The organism is Micromonospora sp. NPDC049679 (genome assembly GCF_040659735.1).
Lineage (GTDB): Bacteria > Actinomycetota > Actinomycetes > Mycobacteriales > Micromonosporaceae > Micromonospora_I.
On record NZ_JBFANZ010000015.1, the window covers coordinates 100,538 to 116,361 of the forward strand.

Here is a 15,824-nt window from a genome sequence, read left to right on the forward strand (position 1 = left end):
GCATATAGCGCAGCTCCAGTGGCGAATGGCAGCCCTCCTCGACGTCCGAGAGGGTGGCGTTGATCTCGGCCCGCCACCGCGCCTTCCTGCGCGCGGTGAGCGCGGTGCGCAGCCGCTGGACGGTGGTCAGCCGGCGGGCCACCGCCCTGGTCAGGTGGGACAGCGCCTGGTCAAGTGTTCGTGCGGTCTGGGTCAGGTCGAGCACGGTCTGCTCGACGCGCGTCTGCGGCGGCGCCTTGCCGGGGTGGCGGGCCGCGTCGAGGTGTTTCGAGATGTGTACGACCATCCCCGGTATCCGGCGGACCCGCCGGGCGGCCGGGATGGTGACGTGGATGGCCGGTCGGGGCGCGTCGAGGAGCCCGCAGAGTTCGGCCGCGGTCTCGTGGCTGAGCACGGCGCCGTCGCCGGCGGTCAGCAGCGCCGCCCAGAGCTGGGCCGAACGCGGTGGTGTGCCGCTGAACGTCGCGTAGACCCCGGGGAACAGCCGTCGCCAGCGCCCCGAGCGCAGCCGGGCCCGAATCTGCTCCGGGGTGAGGCCGCAGGCGACCGCCTGCTGCCGGGTCACCACCCCGCGCTGGTGCCGACAGATCTCCTCGAACACGCCGCCCAGACTGCTGCCCTCACTCGTACGGCGCCAGAGCCTGTCGACCGGCTGTGGACGACACGCGGGTTGTCCACAGCCGGCGCTCCCGATGATCGCGAATGATCGGTGGGGCCATGACCACACCGATCATTCGCGATCACGAAGACACGGTTTGCTGGCCGGTGGGGGCGATGACGTCGGGGGCGGGTGGGACCGGCGGGGGTGCCCCCGCGACGCGCGCCGTTTCGGCCAGCGCCACGCCGGCCAGCACGAGGGCGCCGCCGGCGAGCTGGGCGGCGTTGAGCGCCTCGCCGACGCCGAGGGCGAGCCAGGCGACCGCGGCGGCGATCACGGGCTCGACCATGCCGACGATCCCGACGCTGGTGGCCGGCAGATGCCGCAGCGCCGCGGCCGCCAGGAGGTAGGGCGCGATCGAGCCGAGCACGATCACGTAGCCGCAGAGCGCGATGACCGGGATGCCGCCGTCCGTACGGGCGGCAAGTGGCTCCCACCCGCCGCTGCCGGCGGTCACCGCCCGGGTGAGTAGCCCGGCCACGGCCGAGGCGCCGAACGCCCAGGTGGTCAGGGACAGCGTGTCGCGCCGCGTCACGCCGTACGCGCCGAGCACGTAGTAGAAGGCGAGCATGACGGCGGCGCCGAGTCCGGCGAGGACGCCGAGGCCGTCGAGCTTGAGGTCGCCCCAGATCTCGGCCACGCACGCCAGGCCGGCGAGGCTCAGGGTCAGGCCGGCCCAGAGCCGGGGGCGCACCCGCTGGCGCTGGCCGAAGCGGGCCCAGAGCGCGACGAGCAGGGGAGCGGTGTATTCGAACAGCAGCGCGATCCCCACCGGCATCCGGGAGATCGCCACGAAGTAGAGCATGGGGACGAGGAAGAAGCCGGTCAGGCCGTACGCGACGAGGAGCGGCAGTTCGTGGCGGGAGACCCGGAGCCGGGGGGCGCCGGGACGCAGCGCCACGCTCAGCAGGAGCAGGCCGGCGAAGGCGCCGGCCGCGCGCAGCAGGGTGAGCTGCGGGGCCTCGATGCCGGCGCGCAGGACCAGTTTCGACACGGTGCCGTTGACCGCGAACAGCACGCCCGAGCCGACCACCATCGCCACGCCGAGAGCCGGTCGCCGAGTCGTCACGCGGTGAGGCTACCGGGGTACGTGTCACGGGCGGATTCTGCCGGGCCCCTTACGCGACGCGGACCTGCGAACTCGCCGCGCGGGACGTTGCTTTTTTGTCGGCGGCGGGGTGTACTGTCTCCAGTAGTTAGAACGAGTGTTCGATTCACTCGAACGCCCGTGCTAGCTGATCGGGAGCGGCGATTCGCGGCGCGGCTCCCGGCGGTGCGGTTCCGCGGACCGCACAGGGTTCTGGACGTTCGCGGGTCCGAGCCCAACAGGCAGGACCGCTGTCCGCCGCCCTCGACCCCCGGGTGGCGGACAGCGGACCCGCCGGCACAGCCGGCCGGGTGGGTGTGGGGAAGCATCACACCCGGCCGGCCACGCACGGCCGCGTCTTCCTCCGCGGGCGGGCTCTTCGATCCAGGTGTCGGCGGTCGGATTCGACCCGACCGCGCGACACCCCGAATTGGCGACCCGGAGGAGACAGTCCCATGCCGACCAGCCCGGCTCAGCCGCCTACGGTGCCGGCCCATGTGCTACCGCACCGCACCCCGGCCCAGCTGCTCGTCATCGCCCGGCACGGGCTGGCGGAGGCGGCGGTGACGCGCCCCGACGGGCTGCGCTACGCCGCCGCGCACCTGGCCGCTCTGCGCGCCGCCGCGGCGATGCTCGCCACCCGTGCCCGACCGGCGCCCACCCGGCGCAACCGCGTCACCAATGTCTGGACGCTGCTGCTGATGGTCGCTCCCGAGTTGGACGAGTGGGCCACCTTCTTCGCGGCCGGCGCGAGCAAGCGGGCCGCCGCCGAGGCGGGCATCCCCCGGGTGGTGAGCGCCCGGGAGGCGGATGACCTGTTGCGCGCCGCGGAGCAGTTCGTGGCGGTGGTCGAGGTGGCGCTCGGCGTGGCACACCAGCCCGTCCTCGACGGCCTGGCAGCCTGACCCGACGCCGACGCCGACGCCGACGCCGACGCCGACGCCGACGCCGACACTGTCGGCAGCGTGCAGCGCCACACGGATCGGCGGCGTGCAGCGTGCAGCGTCGCCCACGCGGATCGGCGGCGTGCGGCGGCAGCGTGCGGCGCCCGCCCTCGTAGAGGGCGCGTGACGCGTCGCGTGCCTGGCGCGTAACCCACTGAAATCGTCGCCCCACCGTCGGGGCGAGCTTGTCCATCGCAAGTCCATTTTGTGCCGTTAATGCATTTCGGGATCCACTCAAGCGAAGAAATCAGATGAGTAACACGGGGGCGAGATAATGGCGGGCCGGATGGTGGTCGGGGCCACCGCGCTGTCCGCCGTCGCGGCGGGACTGGTCCGACCGGCGAGTGAGCCGGATCCGGCCGGCGCACACCGGGTGCTGCCGGTGTTGCCCGAGCTGAGTGGGCTGCTGCCCAACCGCGGGCTGCGCCGGGGCAGCACGGTGGCGGTCGCGAGCGGCCGTCCCGCGCGCGGCGGCGGGAGTTCGCTGGTGCTCGCGTTGCTCGCCGAGGCGTCGCGCTCGGGATCGTGGTGCGCCGTCGTCGGAGTGCCCACCTTCGGCGCGGTCGCCGCCGCCGACGTGGGCATCGCGCTCGACCGGCTCGCTCTCGTGCCCCATCCGGGGCCCGAATGGGCGACCGTGGTCGCCGCGCTGATCGACGGGGTCGACGTCGTCGTCGTCGCCGTTCCGCCGGCGCTCACCGCCTCGGTCGCCACCCGGCTGGCGGCGCGGGCCCGGCAGCGCGGCAGCGTGCTGGTCCCGTACGGCCCGTGGGAGGGCGCCGACGTCACGCTCCAGGTGATGCGGGGCATGTGGGAGGGGCTCGGACAGGGCCGGGGACGGCTGCGCCGACGTGAGGTGACCATCTCCGCACGGGGTCGGGGAGCGGCGGCCCGCCCCAAAGAGGTCAAGGTCTGGATGCCCGGTGACGGGGCGACCCGCGCCGTCACCGCGACCGGAAGGCCGCCCGCCACGACCGGGAGCCCGCTCGTCCCGACCCGCTCCGGGCCGGCGGCGCGCCGCGCCGCGCTCACCCTCGTCGGGCGGTCGGCGTCGTGACCGCTCCGGTGCGCACGCTGCTCGTCTGGTGTCCGGACTGGCCGGTGATCGCCGCCGAGATCGTCGACGGGGTCCCGGCGTCCACGCCGGTCGCCGTGCTGCACGCCAACCGGGTGGTGGCCTGTTCCGAGGCGGCCCGGGCCGAGGGGGTGCGTCGCGGGCTGCGTAAGCGGGAGGCGCAGAGCCGTTGCCCGCAGTTGACGACGGTCGACCACGATCCCGGCCGGGACGCGCGCGCGTTCGAGCCGGTGGTCGCCGCCGTCGAAGAGATCGCCGCCGGCGTGGAGGTGGTGCGCCCCGGCGCCTGTGCGCTCGCCGCCCGTGGGCCGGCGCGCTACTTCGGCGGCGAGGAACGGGCGGCCGAGCAGATCATCGAACAGGTGGCCCAGACGTGCGCGGTGGAGAGCCAGATCGGGATCGCCGACGGGGTCTTCGCCGCCGGGATGGCCGCCCGCGCCGGTCAGATCGTCGAGCCCGGCGCCACGCCACGGTTCCTCGCCGGCCTGCCCGTCGGGGCGCTCGGCCGTCCTACGCTGACCGACCTGCTGCGCCGGCTCGGTGTACGTACCCTCGGGGACTTCGCGGCGCTGCCCGCCGCGGACGTCCTGTCCCGGTTCGGGTTCGACGCGGCGCTGGCCCACCGGCTCGCCGCCGGCCGCGACCACCGGCCGCTCGCGGCGCGTCGCCCCCCGGTCGATCTCGACGTGACCGACACCTACGACGAGCCGATCGACCGGGTCGACGTGGCCGCGTTCGCCGCCCGGTCGCTCGCCGAGCGGCTGCACGACACGCTCGCCCGGTACGGCCTGGCCTGCACCCGGCTCGGCATCGAGGCGGTGACGGCGCACGGCCAGGAGCTGCACCGGGTCTGGCGGCACGACGGGCTGCTGACCGCGGCGGCGATCGCCGACCGGGTGCGCTGGCAGCTCGACGGATGGCTCTCCGGGCAGGGACGCGTCCGGCCGGGCGGCGCCGGTCGGGTGATGCCGCCCCGGCCGACCTCCGGGATCATCCGGCTACGCCTGATCCCCGACGGGGTGCTCGCGCACGTCGGGCTGCAGCCCGGGCTCTGGGGCGAGACCGGCGAGGAGCGGGAGCGCGCGCACCGGGCACTGAGCCGGGTGCAGGGCATCCTCGGTCCGGAGTCCGTGGTCACCCCGGTGCTCGGTGGCGGTCGTTCCCCCGGGGACCAGGTGCGGCTGGTGCCGTGGGGGGACGAGCGCGTGCCGACCCGGCCGGGTGCCCAGGATGGTGACAACGGCCGCGCGGTTCCGCCGTGGCCCGGCCGGTTGCCGGCGCCGGCGCCGGCCCTGGTGCTGCCCACGCCGCTGCCCGCGGCGGTCTACGACGTCGCCGGCGAGCTCGTCGCGGTGACCGCCCGGCTGGAGGTCAGCGCCGCGCCGGCCCGCATCGCCGTGGGGAGCCAGGCGCTGGTGGAGATCGTCGGCTGGGCGGGTCCGTGGCCGGTCGACGAGCGCTGGTGGGCGCCGGCCGAGTCGCGGCGGCGGGCCCGGTTCCAGGTCAGCCTCGCCGACGGGACGGCGCTGCTGCTCTCCCTCGCCGCGGGGCAGTGGTCGGTGGAGGCGATCTATGACTAGCGCGGGGACGACCAGGCCGGTGAGCACGCGATGAGCTTCCACAACCCGAAGATGTCCTGGTCGGAGCTGGAGCGCACGCTCTCCGGCCGTTCCGGCGAGGGCCGCGCGAAGCCGGGGGAGGCCGGCCACCTGCACGTGGTGGACCCGCTCGCCGTCGATGGTGACGGCGGGGACTCGCCGGCGTGGACGCGCAAGCGGCCGGCGTACGAACCGCCGGCGGCCGGCGCGCGCCGTGATCCGGCCGACGTGCCCTACGCCGAGCTGCACTGCCACAGCAACTTCAGCTTCCTCGACGGGGCCAGCCACCCCGAGGAACTGGCCGAGGAGGCGGTCCGGCTGGGGCTGACCGCGCTCGCGGTGACCGACCACGACGGGTTCTACGGCGTGGTCCGCTTCGCCGACGCGGCCCGCGCGCTGCGCCTGCCCACCATCTTCGGCGCCGAGCTCTCGCTCGGCGAGGCCGCCGCCGACCGGGGGCGCTCGGCGATCCGTACCGGGGAGCCCGATCCGCTCGGGCGGCACCTGCTGGTGCTCGCGCACGGCCCCGAGGGGTACGCGCGGATGGCGCGGACCATCGGCCGGGCACAGCTGCGTGGCGGGGAGAAGGGGCGCCCGGTCTACGGCGAGCTGGAAGAGCTCGCCGCGGAGCTCCGCGACCACGTGCTGGTGCTCACCGGCTGCCGCAAGGGACTCGTGCCGTCGGCGCTGCTCACCGAGGGGGTCGAGGGGGCCGCGCGCGAACTGGACCGGTTGACCGCGCTCTTCGGCGCGGAGAACGTGGCCGTCGAGCTGACCGACCACGGCGATCCGCTCGACGGCGACCGCAACGACGCGCTCGACGAGCTGGCCCGCGGGCACGGCCTGCCCACGGTCGCCACCAACAACGTGCACTACGCCAACCCGTCGCGCCGCCGACTCGCCACGGCGCTCGCCGCGGTCCGCGCGCGGCGCAGCCTCGACGAGATCGACGGCTGGCTCCCCGCCGCCGCCACCGCCCACCTGCGCAGCGGCGCCGAGATGGCGGCCCGGTTCGCCGCGTATCCGGGTGCGGTCGCCCGGGCCGCGGAGTTCGGCGCCGAGCTCGCCTTCGACCTGCATCTGGTCGCGCCGAAGCTGCCCGACTACGACGTGCCGGCCGGGCACACCGAGATGAGCTGGCTGCGCGAGCTGACCATGCGTGGGGCGCTGGAACGCTACGGCCCGCGCGCCGCACATCCACGCGCGTACGAGCAGCTTGAGCACGAACTGCGGATGATCGAGGAGCTGGGCTTCCCCGGCTATTTCCTGGTGGTCTACGACATCGTCCAGTTCTGCCGGGACAACGACATCTACTGCCAGGGCCGCGGCTCGGCGGCCAACTCGGCGGTCTGCTACGCGCTGCGCATCACCAACGTCGACGCGGTCCGGCACAACCTGCTCTTCGAGCGCTTCCTCGCCCCGGAGCGCGACGGTCCACCCGACATCGACGTCGACATCGAGTCCGACCGGCGCGAGGAGGTCATCCAGCACGTCTACGCGAAGTGCGGCCGGGAGCACACCGCCCAGGTCGCCAACGTCATCTCCTACCGGCCGCGGTCGGCGGTGCGCGACATCGCGAAGGCGTTCGGCTTCTCGCCGGGACAGCAGGACGCCTGGAGCAAGCAGATCGACCGGTGGGGGTCCGTCGCCGCGGTCGACGTCGAAGGTATCCCGGAGCACGTGGTGGCGTACGCCAACGAGCTGCAGACCTTTCCGCGGCATCTGGGTATCCACTCGGGTGGGATGGTGATCTGCGACCGGCCCGTGATCGAGGTGTGCCCGGTGGAGTGGGGGCGGATGCCGGGGCGCACGGTGCTGCAGTGGGACAAGGACGACTGCGCGAGCGCCGGACTGGTCAAGTTCGACCTGCTCGGCCTCGGCATGCTCTCCGCCCTGCACTACGCGTACGACATGATCGAGTCCGAACTCGACCTGGGCGGCATGTCGCTGGACGACCCCGAGGTCTACGCGATGCTGCAACGGGCGGACTCGGTCGGGGTGTTCCAGGTGGAGAGCCGGGCGCAGATGGCGACCCTGCCCCGGCTCAAGCCGGAGTGCTTCTACGACCTTGTCGTCGAGGTGGCGCTGATCCGACCCGGTCCGATCCAGGGCGGCTCGGTGCATCCGTACATCCGGCGCAAGAACGGCCTGGAGCCGGTCGAGTTCGCGCATCCGTTGATGCGCAACGCGTTGGAGAAGACGCTCGGGGTGCCGCTGTTCCAGGAGCAGTTGATGCAGCTGGCGATCGATGTGGCCGGCTTCGACGCGGGCGGCGCCGATGAGCTTCGCCGGGCGATGGGGTCGAAGCGCTCGATGGAGCGGATGACGCAGATCAAGGAACGGCTCTACGCCGGGATGGCCGAGCGGGGCATCATCGGCGAGCTCGCCGACGATCTCTTTCTCAAGTTGTCGGCCTTCGCCAGTTACGGCTTCCCGGAGAGCCACGCGATGAGCTTCGCCTACCTGGTCTACGCCAGCTCGTGGCTCAAGCGCTACCACCCGGCGCCGTTCCTGGCCGCGCTGCTCAATGCGCAGCCGATGGGCTTCTACTCGCCGCAGACCCTGGTCGACGACGCCCGCCGGCACGGGGTGGAGGTGCGGCGCCCGGACATCAACGCCAGCCACGCCAAGGCGGTGCTGGAGTCGGCGAGGGAGACCCGGTGGGGGAGCGCGCCCGGCGAGCCGCCGCACCAGTGGGGGCTGGGTGGTCCGGCGGTGCGGATGGGGCTGTCCAGTGTGCGCACGCTCGGCGATGACCTGGCCGAGCGGATCGCGGCGGAGCGGGTGGCGAACGGCCCGTACGGGAGCATGCCGGAGCTCGCCCGCCGGGTGGGTCTGACGACCGCGCAGTTGGAGGCGCTGGCCACCGCGGACGCCTTCGCCTGTTTCGGGCTGAGCCGTCGCGAGGCGCTCTGGGCGGCGGGGGCGGCCGCGCAGGAGCGTCCGGACCGGCTGCCCGGCACGATCGCCGCGACGACGGCACCGACCCTGCCCGGGCTGGACGAGGTGGACAAACTGGTCGCCGACGTCTGGGCGACCGGCCTGTCGCCGGAGACGCATCCGGCGCGGTTCATCCGGCCGCAGCTCGACTCACTCGGCGCGGTGCCGATCGCGCGGCTCGGCCGGGTGGAGCACGGACGGCGGGTCCGGGTCGGCGGCATCGTGACCCACCGGCAGCGGCCGGCGACCGCTGGCGGGGTCACGTTCCTGAACCTCGAGGACGAGACCGGCATGCTCAACGTGAGTTGTTCGCCGGGGTTGTGGCAGCGCTACCGCACGGTCGCGCGGACCAGTGCGGCGCTGGTGGTGCGGGGCCGGCTGGAGAAGCACGAGGGGGTGCTCAACCTGACCGCCGACCGGCTCGACGCGATCACCGCGCCGGTCAGCCCCGCCTCCCGGGACTTCCGCTGACTCGGGCCAAGGCGGCTGGAATACGGACACCTCGACCCGCAAGGGCAGGCGCCAAGCGATTGGAAGGCCAGCGCCGTTGCGCGGTGCGGCTACGATCCGTGACCGGCGATATTGTCAGCCGGCTACTGGAACGGGACGCGGGACCAGCGGGGGAGACGTGCTTCACACATCACGTACGGTCACAAGGGGCGATCCACGGTTCGATCAGGCCCGGCAGTTCGTACGGCAGATGGAGGAGTCACTCTCGCGCGTCCCTGCGAACCGGCCGGTCGACGGGCTGGAACGCATCTCGGCGACGGACCGGACCGCCACGGTCACCTGCACGGTCGACGCCCGCGGCGAGTTCGTGGATCTCGGCATCGGCGCTGACTGGTGGTACTCGGTGGGCCCGTCGGGCATCGCCTCGGCCATTCTCGACGCCCTTCAGTTCGCTCAGGACAAGGCCATGCTGGCGAGGATGACGCTGCGTCGCCGTGGCCGGCAGGTCCCAGCCGCACCACGGGACGATCCGTTTTCGGCCGGGGATTCGGCGTCGGGGCCATCGCGCGACGCGTGGGCGGCGTGGGCCGCTGCGGAGGCGAAGGTCGAGCGGGGGTACGCCCTGATGACGATTGCTGATCGGGTCGCGGAACTCCGAGACTCCGGCCAGCCGCGGTCGATCTCCGGCCCGTCGGGGCTTTTCCGTTTGCACCTGGTCGGATTCGCCATCACCGGCAGCGAGGTCGACGTCCAGTCGCTCTCCGAACTGGACACGGACCGGCTGGCCGAGGACGCCAGGGCGGCGCTGCGGCAGGCGAGTCGGGAACAGGACCCGGCGTACTGGTTCGTCGGGGAGGGGGCGCGGCGGTGACCGACTACAACTGGTTCAGTTCAGCCCCCATCGAGGCCGCGACCGAGGGCATCCGCGCCGAGGCGAAGAAGTGGTACGGATTCGCCGACACGACGGAGACCATCGCCCAGCAGATGGCGTCCATGACGCTGCAGCCGGCGGCGTTCGCGGTCATCGACGTGTCGGCCGCCATGACGACCGTGGACCAGCACGGCGCGTACACCACGACGCAGGGCTGGCTCACTCAGCTGTTCAGAGACGCGGCACAGCGATTTAACGAGTTGGGCGACGCGCTGAAGAAGTGTGCCAACGAGTACGACGAGACTGACGGCCGGAGCGCCGCCAGCTTCGACAAGATCGCAAAGTCGTGACGGTTTCCGCGCATCTGAAGGGCCACAGCGTGACGTCTCCCGGCGGCGGTTCCGCGTACACTCCGATCTCGATCGAGGGCTTCGACAGGGCGGTGTCCCTGGTCGAGCAGTTCATCGCGAAGATCCGAACCGAACTCGACAATCTGATCAGCCGCGTCAACACCTTCATCTCGAACGCGCAGAAGGAACTCGAGGACAGCTGGATCGACTCCCTCTTCGAGTTCTTCAACAACGACATCAGCGAAGGGCTGGACGAGATCCGGCAGCTTCTCGAACGGGCGACGAACAAGATCAGCGAGCTGCTGGAGAAGGCGGAGAAGTCGGTCGCCGGCTCCATCGCGGTCGGTTCGCTGTTTTCCCGGGCGTTGGACCTGGGCGACAAGATCAACCGTCCGCTGACCGGCATGTACGGGGAGATGACCGGGTCCGGCGAAATCGACTTCTGGCGCGGACCCGCGAAGATCACCTACGAGAAGCGGGTCGGTGACCAGCAGAACGCGCTCACCAACGCCTCCGACAAGGTGGAGTCGCTGGCTTCGTTCCTCGGTGACGCCGCCACCGCCAACATGACGTACATGGCGGACCTGGGAGCGCGCATGGGCGAGGTCTACGGGGCGGTCGCCACGACCTGTGTCGACCTGGCGGCCGCCAGCGCGGGCGCCATCACCCAGGTCATGGAGGCGCTGGCGCATATCTCTGAGGTGATCGGCACCGCCGTCTCGCAGGTCATCGGCTACATCACCGCACTGGGCGCCCGGATCGCGGAAGTACTCAACCAGATCCTCGCCCTGGAGACGTCGAAATCGGACCTGACCGGACTGACGCCGGACGGGACATGGCCGGCGCCGGTGTCGTCGTGACGGTGTCGCCGGCGACCGGCGGCAGGCATGACGACCGAAGGCTGAAGAGGAGAACCATGGTGCGGAGAGTGGGGCGATTTTCTCGGCTCGCGCGGGCCTCGCTGTCGGTCCTGATGCTGGCGCTGCCGGCGGGATGTGCTGGATCCCGACCACCGGAGCGCGAGAGCCAGACCACGGTGCCCGCGGTGCCGACAACGTCGTTCACGGGCCGGTGGACGAAGCTCGCCGGTGTGTGCCCGACGCTGACCGGCGCGACCGCCGCCTCGGTGGGGAGAACCGGTGCCGGTAAACCTGGGCCTGGGAACGTGGACACACCGGTGGCGCAGATCGTCAACTGCACCTGGGGTGAGGGCGAGAAATCGGTCGGCGTGCTCCTCTCCCTCAATCGCAGCGACGGGCCGCTGCCGGCGGACCAGGCGACGGCGCAGCAGTTCCAGCGCTTCTTCGACCGGTACGTCGCGGACGGTTCGACCGTGTACTGGAAGCCCGAACCAGCTCTGGAGGACAAGGCCTACCTCAGCATCCACAAGGACCGCGTCACCATAAAGCTGTCGATTTTGTCCAGCAACGCCGAGTTCACGGTCTACTACCAGGTTGCCGAGCTGGAGCGATCCGCTTGGGACGATGCCTTGGCGGAGCATCGGGAGATTCTGCGTGGCCTGGCTGCCGACGTCCTCGACGACCTACGTTAGCGAGATCTCTGGGTCGCGAAGTAGGGCTTTGGTAGGTCGGCGTGTCGTGGGCTCACGGGGTGGCGTGGGTAGGTTCACCTCCGGTGACCCCTGACGAACTTCCCGCAATGCGGCAACCCGAACGGACTGCACCCCTTCGGTCGGTGCGCCGAACCGATCGTGCGGCATCTCGTCGATCCGGCTACCTCGACAGCGACGACGGCATGCTCCATGCGCGAGGTGCTGCTCGATGCGGACCCGCCGGTGACGCTCACCCCGCGCGCAGTCGACCGGCTCGCGAAGCAGCGGAAGGAGAAGCCAGCGTGGCGCTACCGGAGCGGCTGGCGATGGCGACCGTCGCCGCGCGCCTCGCCGATCTCGCCGGTGCTACGGCCGTCCTACGCGAATCCACCCGGTTCGTGCTCCGTTTCTCCTAAATGAAGCTCAGCGGCGGCGGCCGCACCCATAGCGCCCGATGACGCCATTGCGAGGGGTGGCATAGGCTCGCGCAGGTGGAGCGAACACACACCCGGGGCCACGGCGCCCCGCCCGCCGGCCCCCGCACCGCCGCGGTCTGGGCGGTGCTGCGGCGCGAACTCGAGCGCCTCGGCGACCGCACGCTCACCGTGCTCGACGTGGGGGGCGGCACCGGCGGGTTCGCGGTGCCGTTGGCCGAGGCCGGGCACCGGGTGACCGTCGTCGACGCCAGCCCCGACGCGCTCGCCGCGCTGACCCGCCGGGCCGCCGACGCCGGCGTCGCGGAGCGGGTGCGGGCGGTGCAGGGCGACGGCGACGCGCTCGCCGGGCTCGTCGAGCCGGCCAGCGCCGATCTGGTCCTCTGTCACGCTGTGCTGGAGGTGGTCGACGATCCCGCCGACGTGGTGCGCGCCGTCGCCACCGCGCTGCGACCGGGCGGCGCGGCGAGCGTACTGGTCGCCAGCCGGGCCGCCGCCGTGCTGACCCGGGCCATGAACGGTCATCTCGACCTCGCCGCCACGATCCTCGCCGACCCCGACGGCTGCGCCGGGGCGCGCGACACGCTGCGGCGGCGCTACGACGCCGGGAGCGCCGGGGCGCTGCTGCGCGCCGCGGGGCTGGAGGTCGAGCAGACCCACGGGGTACGGGTGCTCGCCGACCTGATCCCGGCCGTGGTCGCCGACGCCGATCCGTCGGCGCTGCTCGAGCTCGAGCTGGCCGCCGCCGCGCTTCCGCCGTACCGAGACATCGCCGCCCAGTTGCACCTGTTCGCCCGGCGCCCCGCGTCGTGAGCGTTCCCGTCACCGACCCGTTCGCGCCGGTTCGGCCGCGGTACGGGGCGGCGAGCCTCGCCGACGTGCTGCCCAGCGCGCTGGCCGTGCTGGGGGTGCCGGGCGCCGTCGACGTGCTCGGCCTTTCCGACGGGTTGGCGGGCGTACGCCGGATCGCCGTTCTCCTCGTCGACGGGCTCGGCTGGCACCAGATCCCGACCGCGGCGCCGTACGCCCCGACCCTGGCCGAACTTGCCGCCGACGGTCGACCCCTGACCACCGGGTTTCCCTCGACCACCCCGACCAGCCTGGTCAGCCTCGGCACCGGCGCCGCGCCGGGCGCGCACGGCATCCTGGGCTTCCGGGTCAACGTGCCCGGCACCGACCGGGTGCTCACGCACATCGACTGGGGCGACGACCCGGATCCGCAGCGGTGGCAGCCGGTCCGTACCCAGTTGGATCGGGCGGCGGCGGCCGGTGTGACGGCGACCGTGGTGACCCGGCCGGAGTACGCGGGCAGTGGCCTGACCGTCTCGGCCAACCGGGGCGGCGCGTTCCGGGGCGCGGCCGATGTCGACACGCTGGCGCGCGCGATGCTCGCGGCGTTGACGACGGGGGACGGTCCGACCCTGGTCTCCGGCTACCACCCCGATCTCGACCGGGAGGGGCACGGCAGCGGGGTCGACTCGTTGCCGTGGCGGGCCGCGGCGTCGGATGTGGACCGGTTGCTCACCCGGCTGGTCGACGGGCTGCCGTCCGACGCGGCGCTGCTCGTCACCGCCGATCACGGGCAGCTCAACGTGCCGCAGACGCACCGGTTCGACATGGATGCCGACCCCCGGCTGCGAAACGGCGTACGCCTGGTGGCGGGGGAGGCGCGGGTGCGCTACCTGCACGCCGAGCCCGGGGCGGTCGACGACGTGATCGCGATCTGGCGGGGCGTGCTCGGTGACGCCGCCTGGGTGGCGGGTCGGGACGAGGCGGTGGCGGCGGGCTGGTTCGGGCCGGTGCCGGAGGCGCATCTGCAGCGGGTGGGTGACGTGGTGGTGGCCTGCCACGGGTCGTACGCGGTGCTGGCGAGCCGGACCGATCACCCGGCCGAGGCGACGCTGGTCGCCTACCACGGCTCCTACACGGCGGTCGAGATGACCATCCCGCTCCTGGTGGTCCGCGGCGGTGCGCACCATTAGACGCGCACCACTGCAACCGCGGCGAGCAGGGGAAATGTCGTAGCCGCGGGTTAGCCTCGCGGGCATGGGTCGGAGCCAGGCGGTGCCACGTGGCGGCGATCCGCGCTTCGGCGCGGACGCCGACGACACCGATTGCCCGATTCTGCACGTGGACATGGACGCGTTCTTCGCCTCCGTCGAGGTGCGGCGCCGACCGGAGTTGCGCGGCCGCCCCGTCGTGGTCGGCGGCACCGGGCCGCGTGGGGTGGTCAGCTCGGCCAGCTACGAGGCGCGGGTCTACGGCGTGCGCAGCGCGATGCCGACCATGCGGGCGCGGGCGCTCTGCCCCCGGGCGGTCTTCCTGCCACCCGACTTCGAGCAGTACTCGGCCGCCTCACGGGCGGTCATGAAGATCTTCCACGACGTCACCCCGCTGGTCGAGCCGCTCTCGTTGGACGAGGCGTTCCTCGACGTCGCCGGCGCGCGTCGGCTGCTCGGCCGACCCGCGCGGATCGCCCAGCTGATCCGCGAGCGGATCTTCGAGCAGGAGCGGCTCACCTGCTCGGTCGGGGTGGGGCCGACCAAATTCGTGGCCAAACTCGGCTCGACCCGGGCCAAGCCAGACGGGGTGATCGTCGTGCCGGCGGCGCAGGTGCTGCAGTTCCTGCACCCGCTGCCCGTGGCGGCGCTGTGGGGTGTCGGGGAGCGGGCGGCGGAGAAGCTCGGCCGGCTGGGGCTGGCCACCGTGGGGGACGTCGCGGGGGCGCCGCTCAACATGCTCCGCGGCGCGGTCGGCGAGGCGGCCGCGGCCCACCTGCACGAGCTCTCCTCGGGGCGGGATCCGCGTCGGGTCAATCCGGAGCAGGTGGAGAAGTCGATCGGGGCCGAGGTCACGTTCGAGACCGACGTGGTCGACCCGTTGGCCATCCGTCGGGTCCTGCTCTCCCTCGCCGACAAGGTCGGGGTGCGGCTGCGCCGCGCCGGCCAGGCCGGGCGGACCGTGTCGATCAAGGTACGGCTCGCCGACTTCCGCACCGTCAACCGCTCACGCACCCTGGGCGGCCCTACCGACGTGGCCCGCGAGATCTTCGAGACGTCGTGGGCACTGTTCAGGGCGTTGCAGCCCGGCGCGGGGGGCTCGGGCGGCGCCACCGACCCGATCCGGCTCGTCGGCGTACGGGTGGAGGGGTTGGCCGGGTCGGGCTCGATGCCGCGGCAGCTCGCGCTCGGCGCCCCCGAGCACGGATGGCGCGAGGCGGAGGCCGCGGCGGACGCGGCTGCGGCGCGTTTCGGGCGCGCGGTCGTTCGTCCCGCTAGTCTGTTGGGGGGCGATGACCTGCGGCGGACCGAAAATCCGCCGAGGCCATAGGTCGACCCGCTTTCCGACCCGCAAACCCCCTCGTAGACTTGCGGTTAAGCAGCCAGTCGGCTGCCACGGTCTGTCGGTCCGACCGGACCGACCAACGTGACCGGGGAGGAGTGCCGTGCCGCTCTCGGAGCACGAGCAGCGGCTGTTCGAGCAGATCGAACGGTCGCTTGCCGAGGACCCCAAATTCGCCTCGGCTGTGCGCGCCAGCGACCCACGTTTCTACGCCCGGCGTCGCCTGCTCGTCGCTGCCGTTGTAGGCGTCGCGGGGCTTGCCCTGCTGGTCTACGGCGCGGTGACCAAGGTGTCGCTGCTGGGTGTGGCGGGCTTCGTCGTGATGCTCGGCGCCGTCGCGTTCGCGATGCACTCACATCGCCGGTCGCAATCGCCGGACCTGCATGTCGTCGGAGGCACCGCCACGCGCCGTACGCGCGGGCGGCGGATGTCGTTCGTCGACCGGCTGGAGGAGCGGTGGCGCCAGCGCCCGGAAGGCCACCGCTGACGGTTCAGCCGCGCTGACCCGGCCCGACCCCACGAT

Annotated in this window: 13 protein-coding genes and 1 pseudogene; 12 read left to right on the top strand and 2 right to left on the bottom strand. The window is 72.7% G+C overall.

Annotation, left to right across the window (positions count from 1 at the left end):
- Nucleotides 1-475 precede the first annotated feature (475 nt).
- Nucleotides 476-727: pseudogene (locus AB0J06_RS12660) on the bottom strand (type IV toxin-antitoxin system AbiEi family antitoxin domain-containing protein); the annotation flags it as partial.
- Nucleotides 728-740: 13 nt separating this feature from the next.
- The gene (locus tag AB0J06_RS12665) at nucleotides 741-1,727 is read right to left on the bottom strand and encodes an EamA family transporter (protein ID WP_357427720.1); all 987 of its coding nucleotides are present in this window, start codon (nucleotides 1,725-1,727) and stop codon (nucleotides 741-743) included.
- Between the two features lie 473 nt (nucleotides 1,728-2,200).
- Here AB0J06_RS12665 and AB0J06_RS12670 point away from each other — a divergent pair, with 473 nt between their 5' ends.
- The 12 genes from AB0J06_RS12670 (at nucleotide 2,201) to AB0J06_RS12725 (ending at nucleotide 15,788) form a co-directional block, all read left to right on the top strand.
- Nucleotides 2,201-2,650, top strand: coding sequence for an SAV_6107 family HEPN domain-containing protein (locus AB0J06_RS12670; protein WP_357427722.1), 450 nt, complete (start codon nucleotides 2,201-2,203; stop codon nucleotides 2,648-2,650).
- Nucleotides 2,651-2,963: 313 nt separating this feature from the next.
- The gene (locus tag AB0J06_RS12675) at nucleotides 2,964-3,746 is read left to right on the top strand and encodes a hypothetical protein (RefSeq protein ID WP_357427724.1); all 783 of its coding nucleotides are present in this window, start codon (nucleotides 2,964-2,966) and stop codon (nucleotides 3,744-3,746) included.
- Complete coding sequence (locus tag AB0J06_RS12680; protein WP_357427726.1) at nucleotides 3,743-5,344, top strand: DNA polymerase Y family protein; 1,602 nt, start codon at nucleotides 3,743-3,745, stop codon at nucleotides 5,342-5,344. The genes AB0J06_RS12675 and AB0J06_RS12680 overlap by 4 nt, the downstream gene beginning before the upstream one ends.
- A 30-nt stretch (nucleotides 5,345-5,374) precedes the next feature.
- Nucleotides 5,375-8,773 carry an error-prone DNA polymerase gene (locus AB0J06_RS12685; RefSeq protein ID WP_357427728.1) on the top strand — a complete coding sequence of 1,133 codons (3,399 nt, stop codon included), beginning with the start codon at nucleotides 5,375-5,377 and terminating at the stop codon, nucleotides 8,771-8,773.
- A 229-nt stretch (nucleotides 8,774-9,002) separates the two neighbouring features.
- The gene (locus AB0J06_RS12690) at nucleotides 9,003-9,623 is read left to right on the top strand and encodes a hypothetical protein (RefSeq protein WP_357427730.1); all 621 of its coding nucleotides are present in this window, start codon (nucleotides 9,003-9,005) and stop codon (nucleotides 9,621-9,623) included.
- Nucleotides 9,620-9,973 (top strand): hypothetical protein, encoded by a 354-nt coding sequence (locus tag AB0J06_RS12695; protein WP_357427732.1) that lies wholly within the window; start codon nucleotides 9,620-9,622, stop codon nucleotides 9,971-9,973. Before AB0J06_RS12690 ends, AB0J06_RS12695 begins: the two co-directional genes overlap by 4 nt.
- A gap of 29 nt (nucleotides 9,974-10,002) precedes the next feature.
- On the top strand, nucleotides 10,003-10,833 hold the full coding sequence (locus AB0J06_RS12700; RefSeq protein ID WP_357427734.1) for a hypothetical protein: 831 nt from the start codon (nucleotides 10,003-10,005) through the stop codon (nucleotides 10,831-10,833).
- Nucleotides 10,809-11,525, top strand: coding sequence for a hypothetical protein (locus AB0J06_RS12705; protein ID WP_357427736.1), 717 nt, complete (start codon nucleotides 10,809-10,811; stop codon nucleotides 11,523-11,525). The genes AB0J06_RS12700 and AB0J06_RS12705 overlap by 25 nt, the downstream gene beginning before the upstream one ends.
- Nucleotides 11,526-12,016: 491 nt before the next feature.
- Nucleotides 12,017-12,772: a methyltransferase domain-containing protein gene (locus tag AB0J06_RS12710; protein WP_357427738.1), complete on the top strand. Its 756-nt coding sequence runs from the start codon at nucleotides 12,017-12,019 to the stop codon at nucleotides 12,770-12,772.
- Complete coding sequence (locus AB0J06_RS12715; RefSeq protein WP_357427740.1) at nucleotides 12,769-13,941, top strand: nucleotide pyrophosphatase/phosphodiesterase family protein; 1,173 nt, start codon at nucleotides 12,769-12,771, stop codon at nucleotides 13,939-13,941. The genes AB0J06_RS12710 and AB0J06_RS12715 overlap by 4 nt, the downstream gene beginning before the upstream one ends.
- Before the next feature lie 64 nt (nucleotides 13,942-14,005).
- The gene (gene dinB, locus AB0J06_RS12720; protein WP_357427742.1) at nucleotides 14,006-15,289 is read left to right on the top strand and encodes a DNA polymerase IV; all 1,284 of its coding nucleotides are present in this window, start codon (nucleotides 14,006-14,008) and stop codon (nucleotides 15,287-15,289) included.
- Between the two features lie 115 nt (nucleotides 15,290-15,404).
- Entirely contained in the window at nucleotides 15,405-15,788 is a 384-nt protein-coding gene (locus AB0J06_RS12725) for a DUF3040 domain-containing protein (protein ID WP_357427744.1), read from the top strand.
- The last annotated feature ends 36 nt before the right edge of the window (nucleotides 15,789-15,824 follow it).

Coding starts and splice junctions, on each gene's coding strand:
- AB0J06_RS12670 (WP_357427722.1), top strand. CDS start 2,201: ATGCCGACCAGCCCGGCTCAGCCGCCTACGGTGCCGGCCCATGTGCTA.
- AB0J06_RS12675 (WP_357427724.1), top strand. CDS start 2,964: ATGGCGGGCCGGATGGTGGTCGGGGCCACCGCGCTGTCCGCCGTCGCG.
- AB0J06_RS12685 (WP_357427728.1), top strand. CDS start 5,375: ATGAGCTTCCACAACCCGAAGATGTCCTGGTCGGAGCTGGAGCGCACG.
- AB0J06_RS12690 (WP_357427730.1), top strand. CDS start 9,003: ATGGAGGAGTCACTCTCGCGCGTCCCTGCGAACCGGCCGGTCGACGGG.
- AB0J06_RS12705 (WP_357427736.1), top strand. CDS start 10,809: ATGGCCGGCGCCGGTGTCGTCGTGACGGTGTCGCCGGCGACCGGCGGC.
- dinB (WP_357427742.1), top strand. CDS start 14,006: ATGGGTCGGAGCCAGGCGGTGCCACGTGGCGGCGATCCGCGCTTCGGC.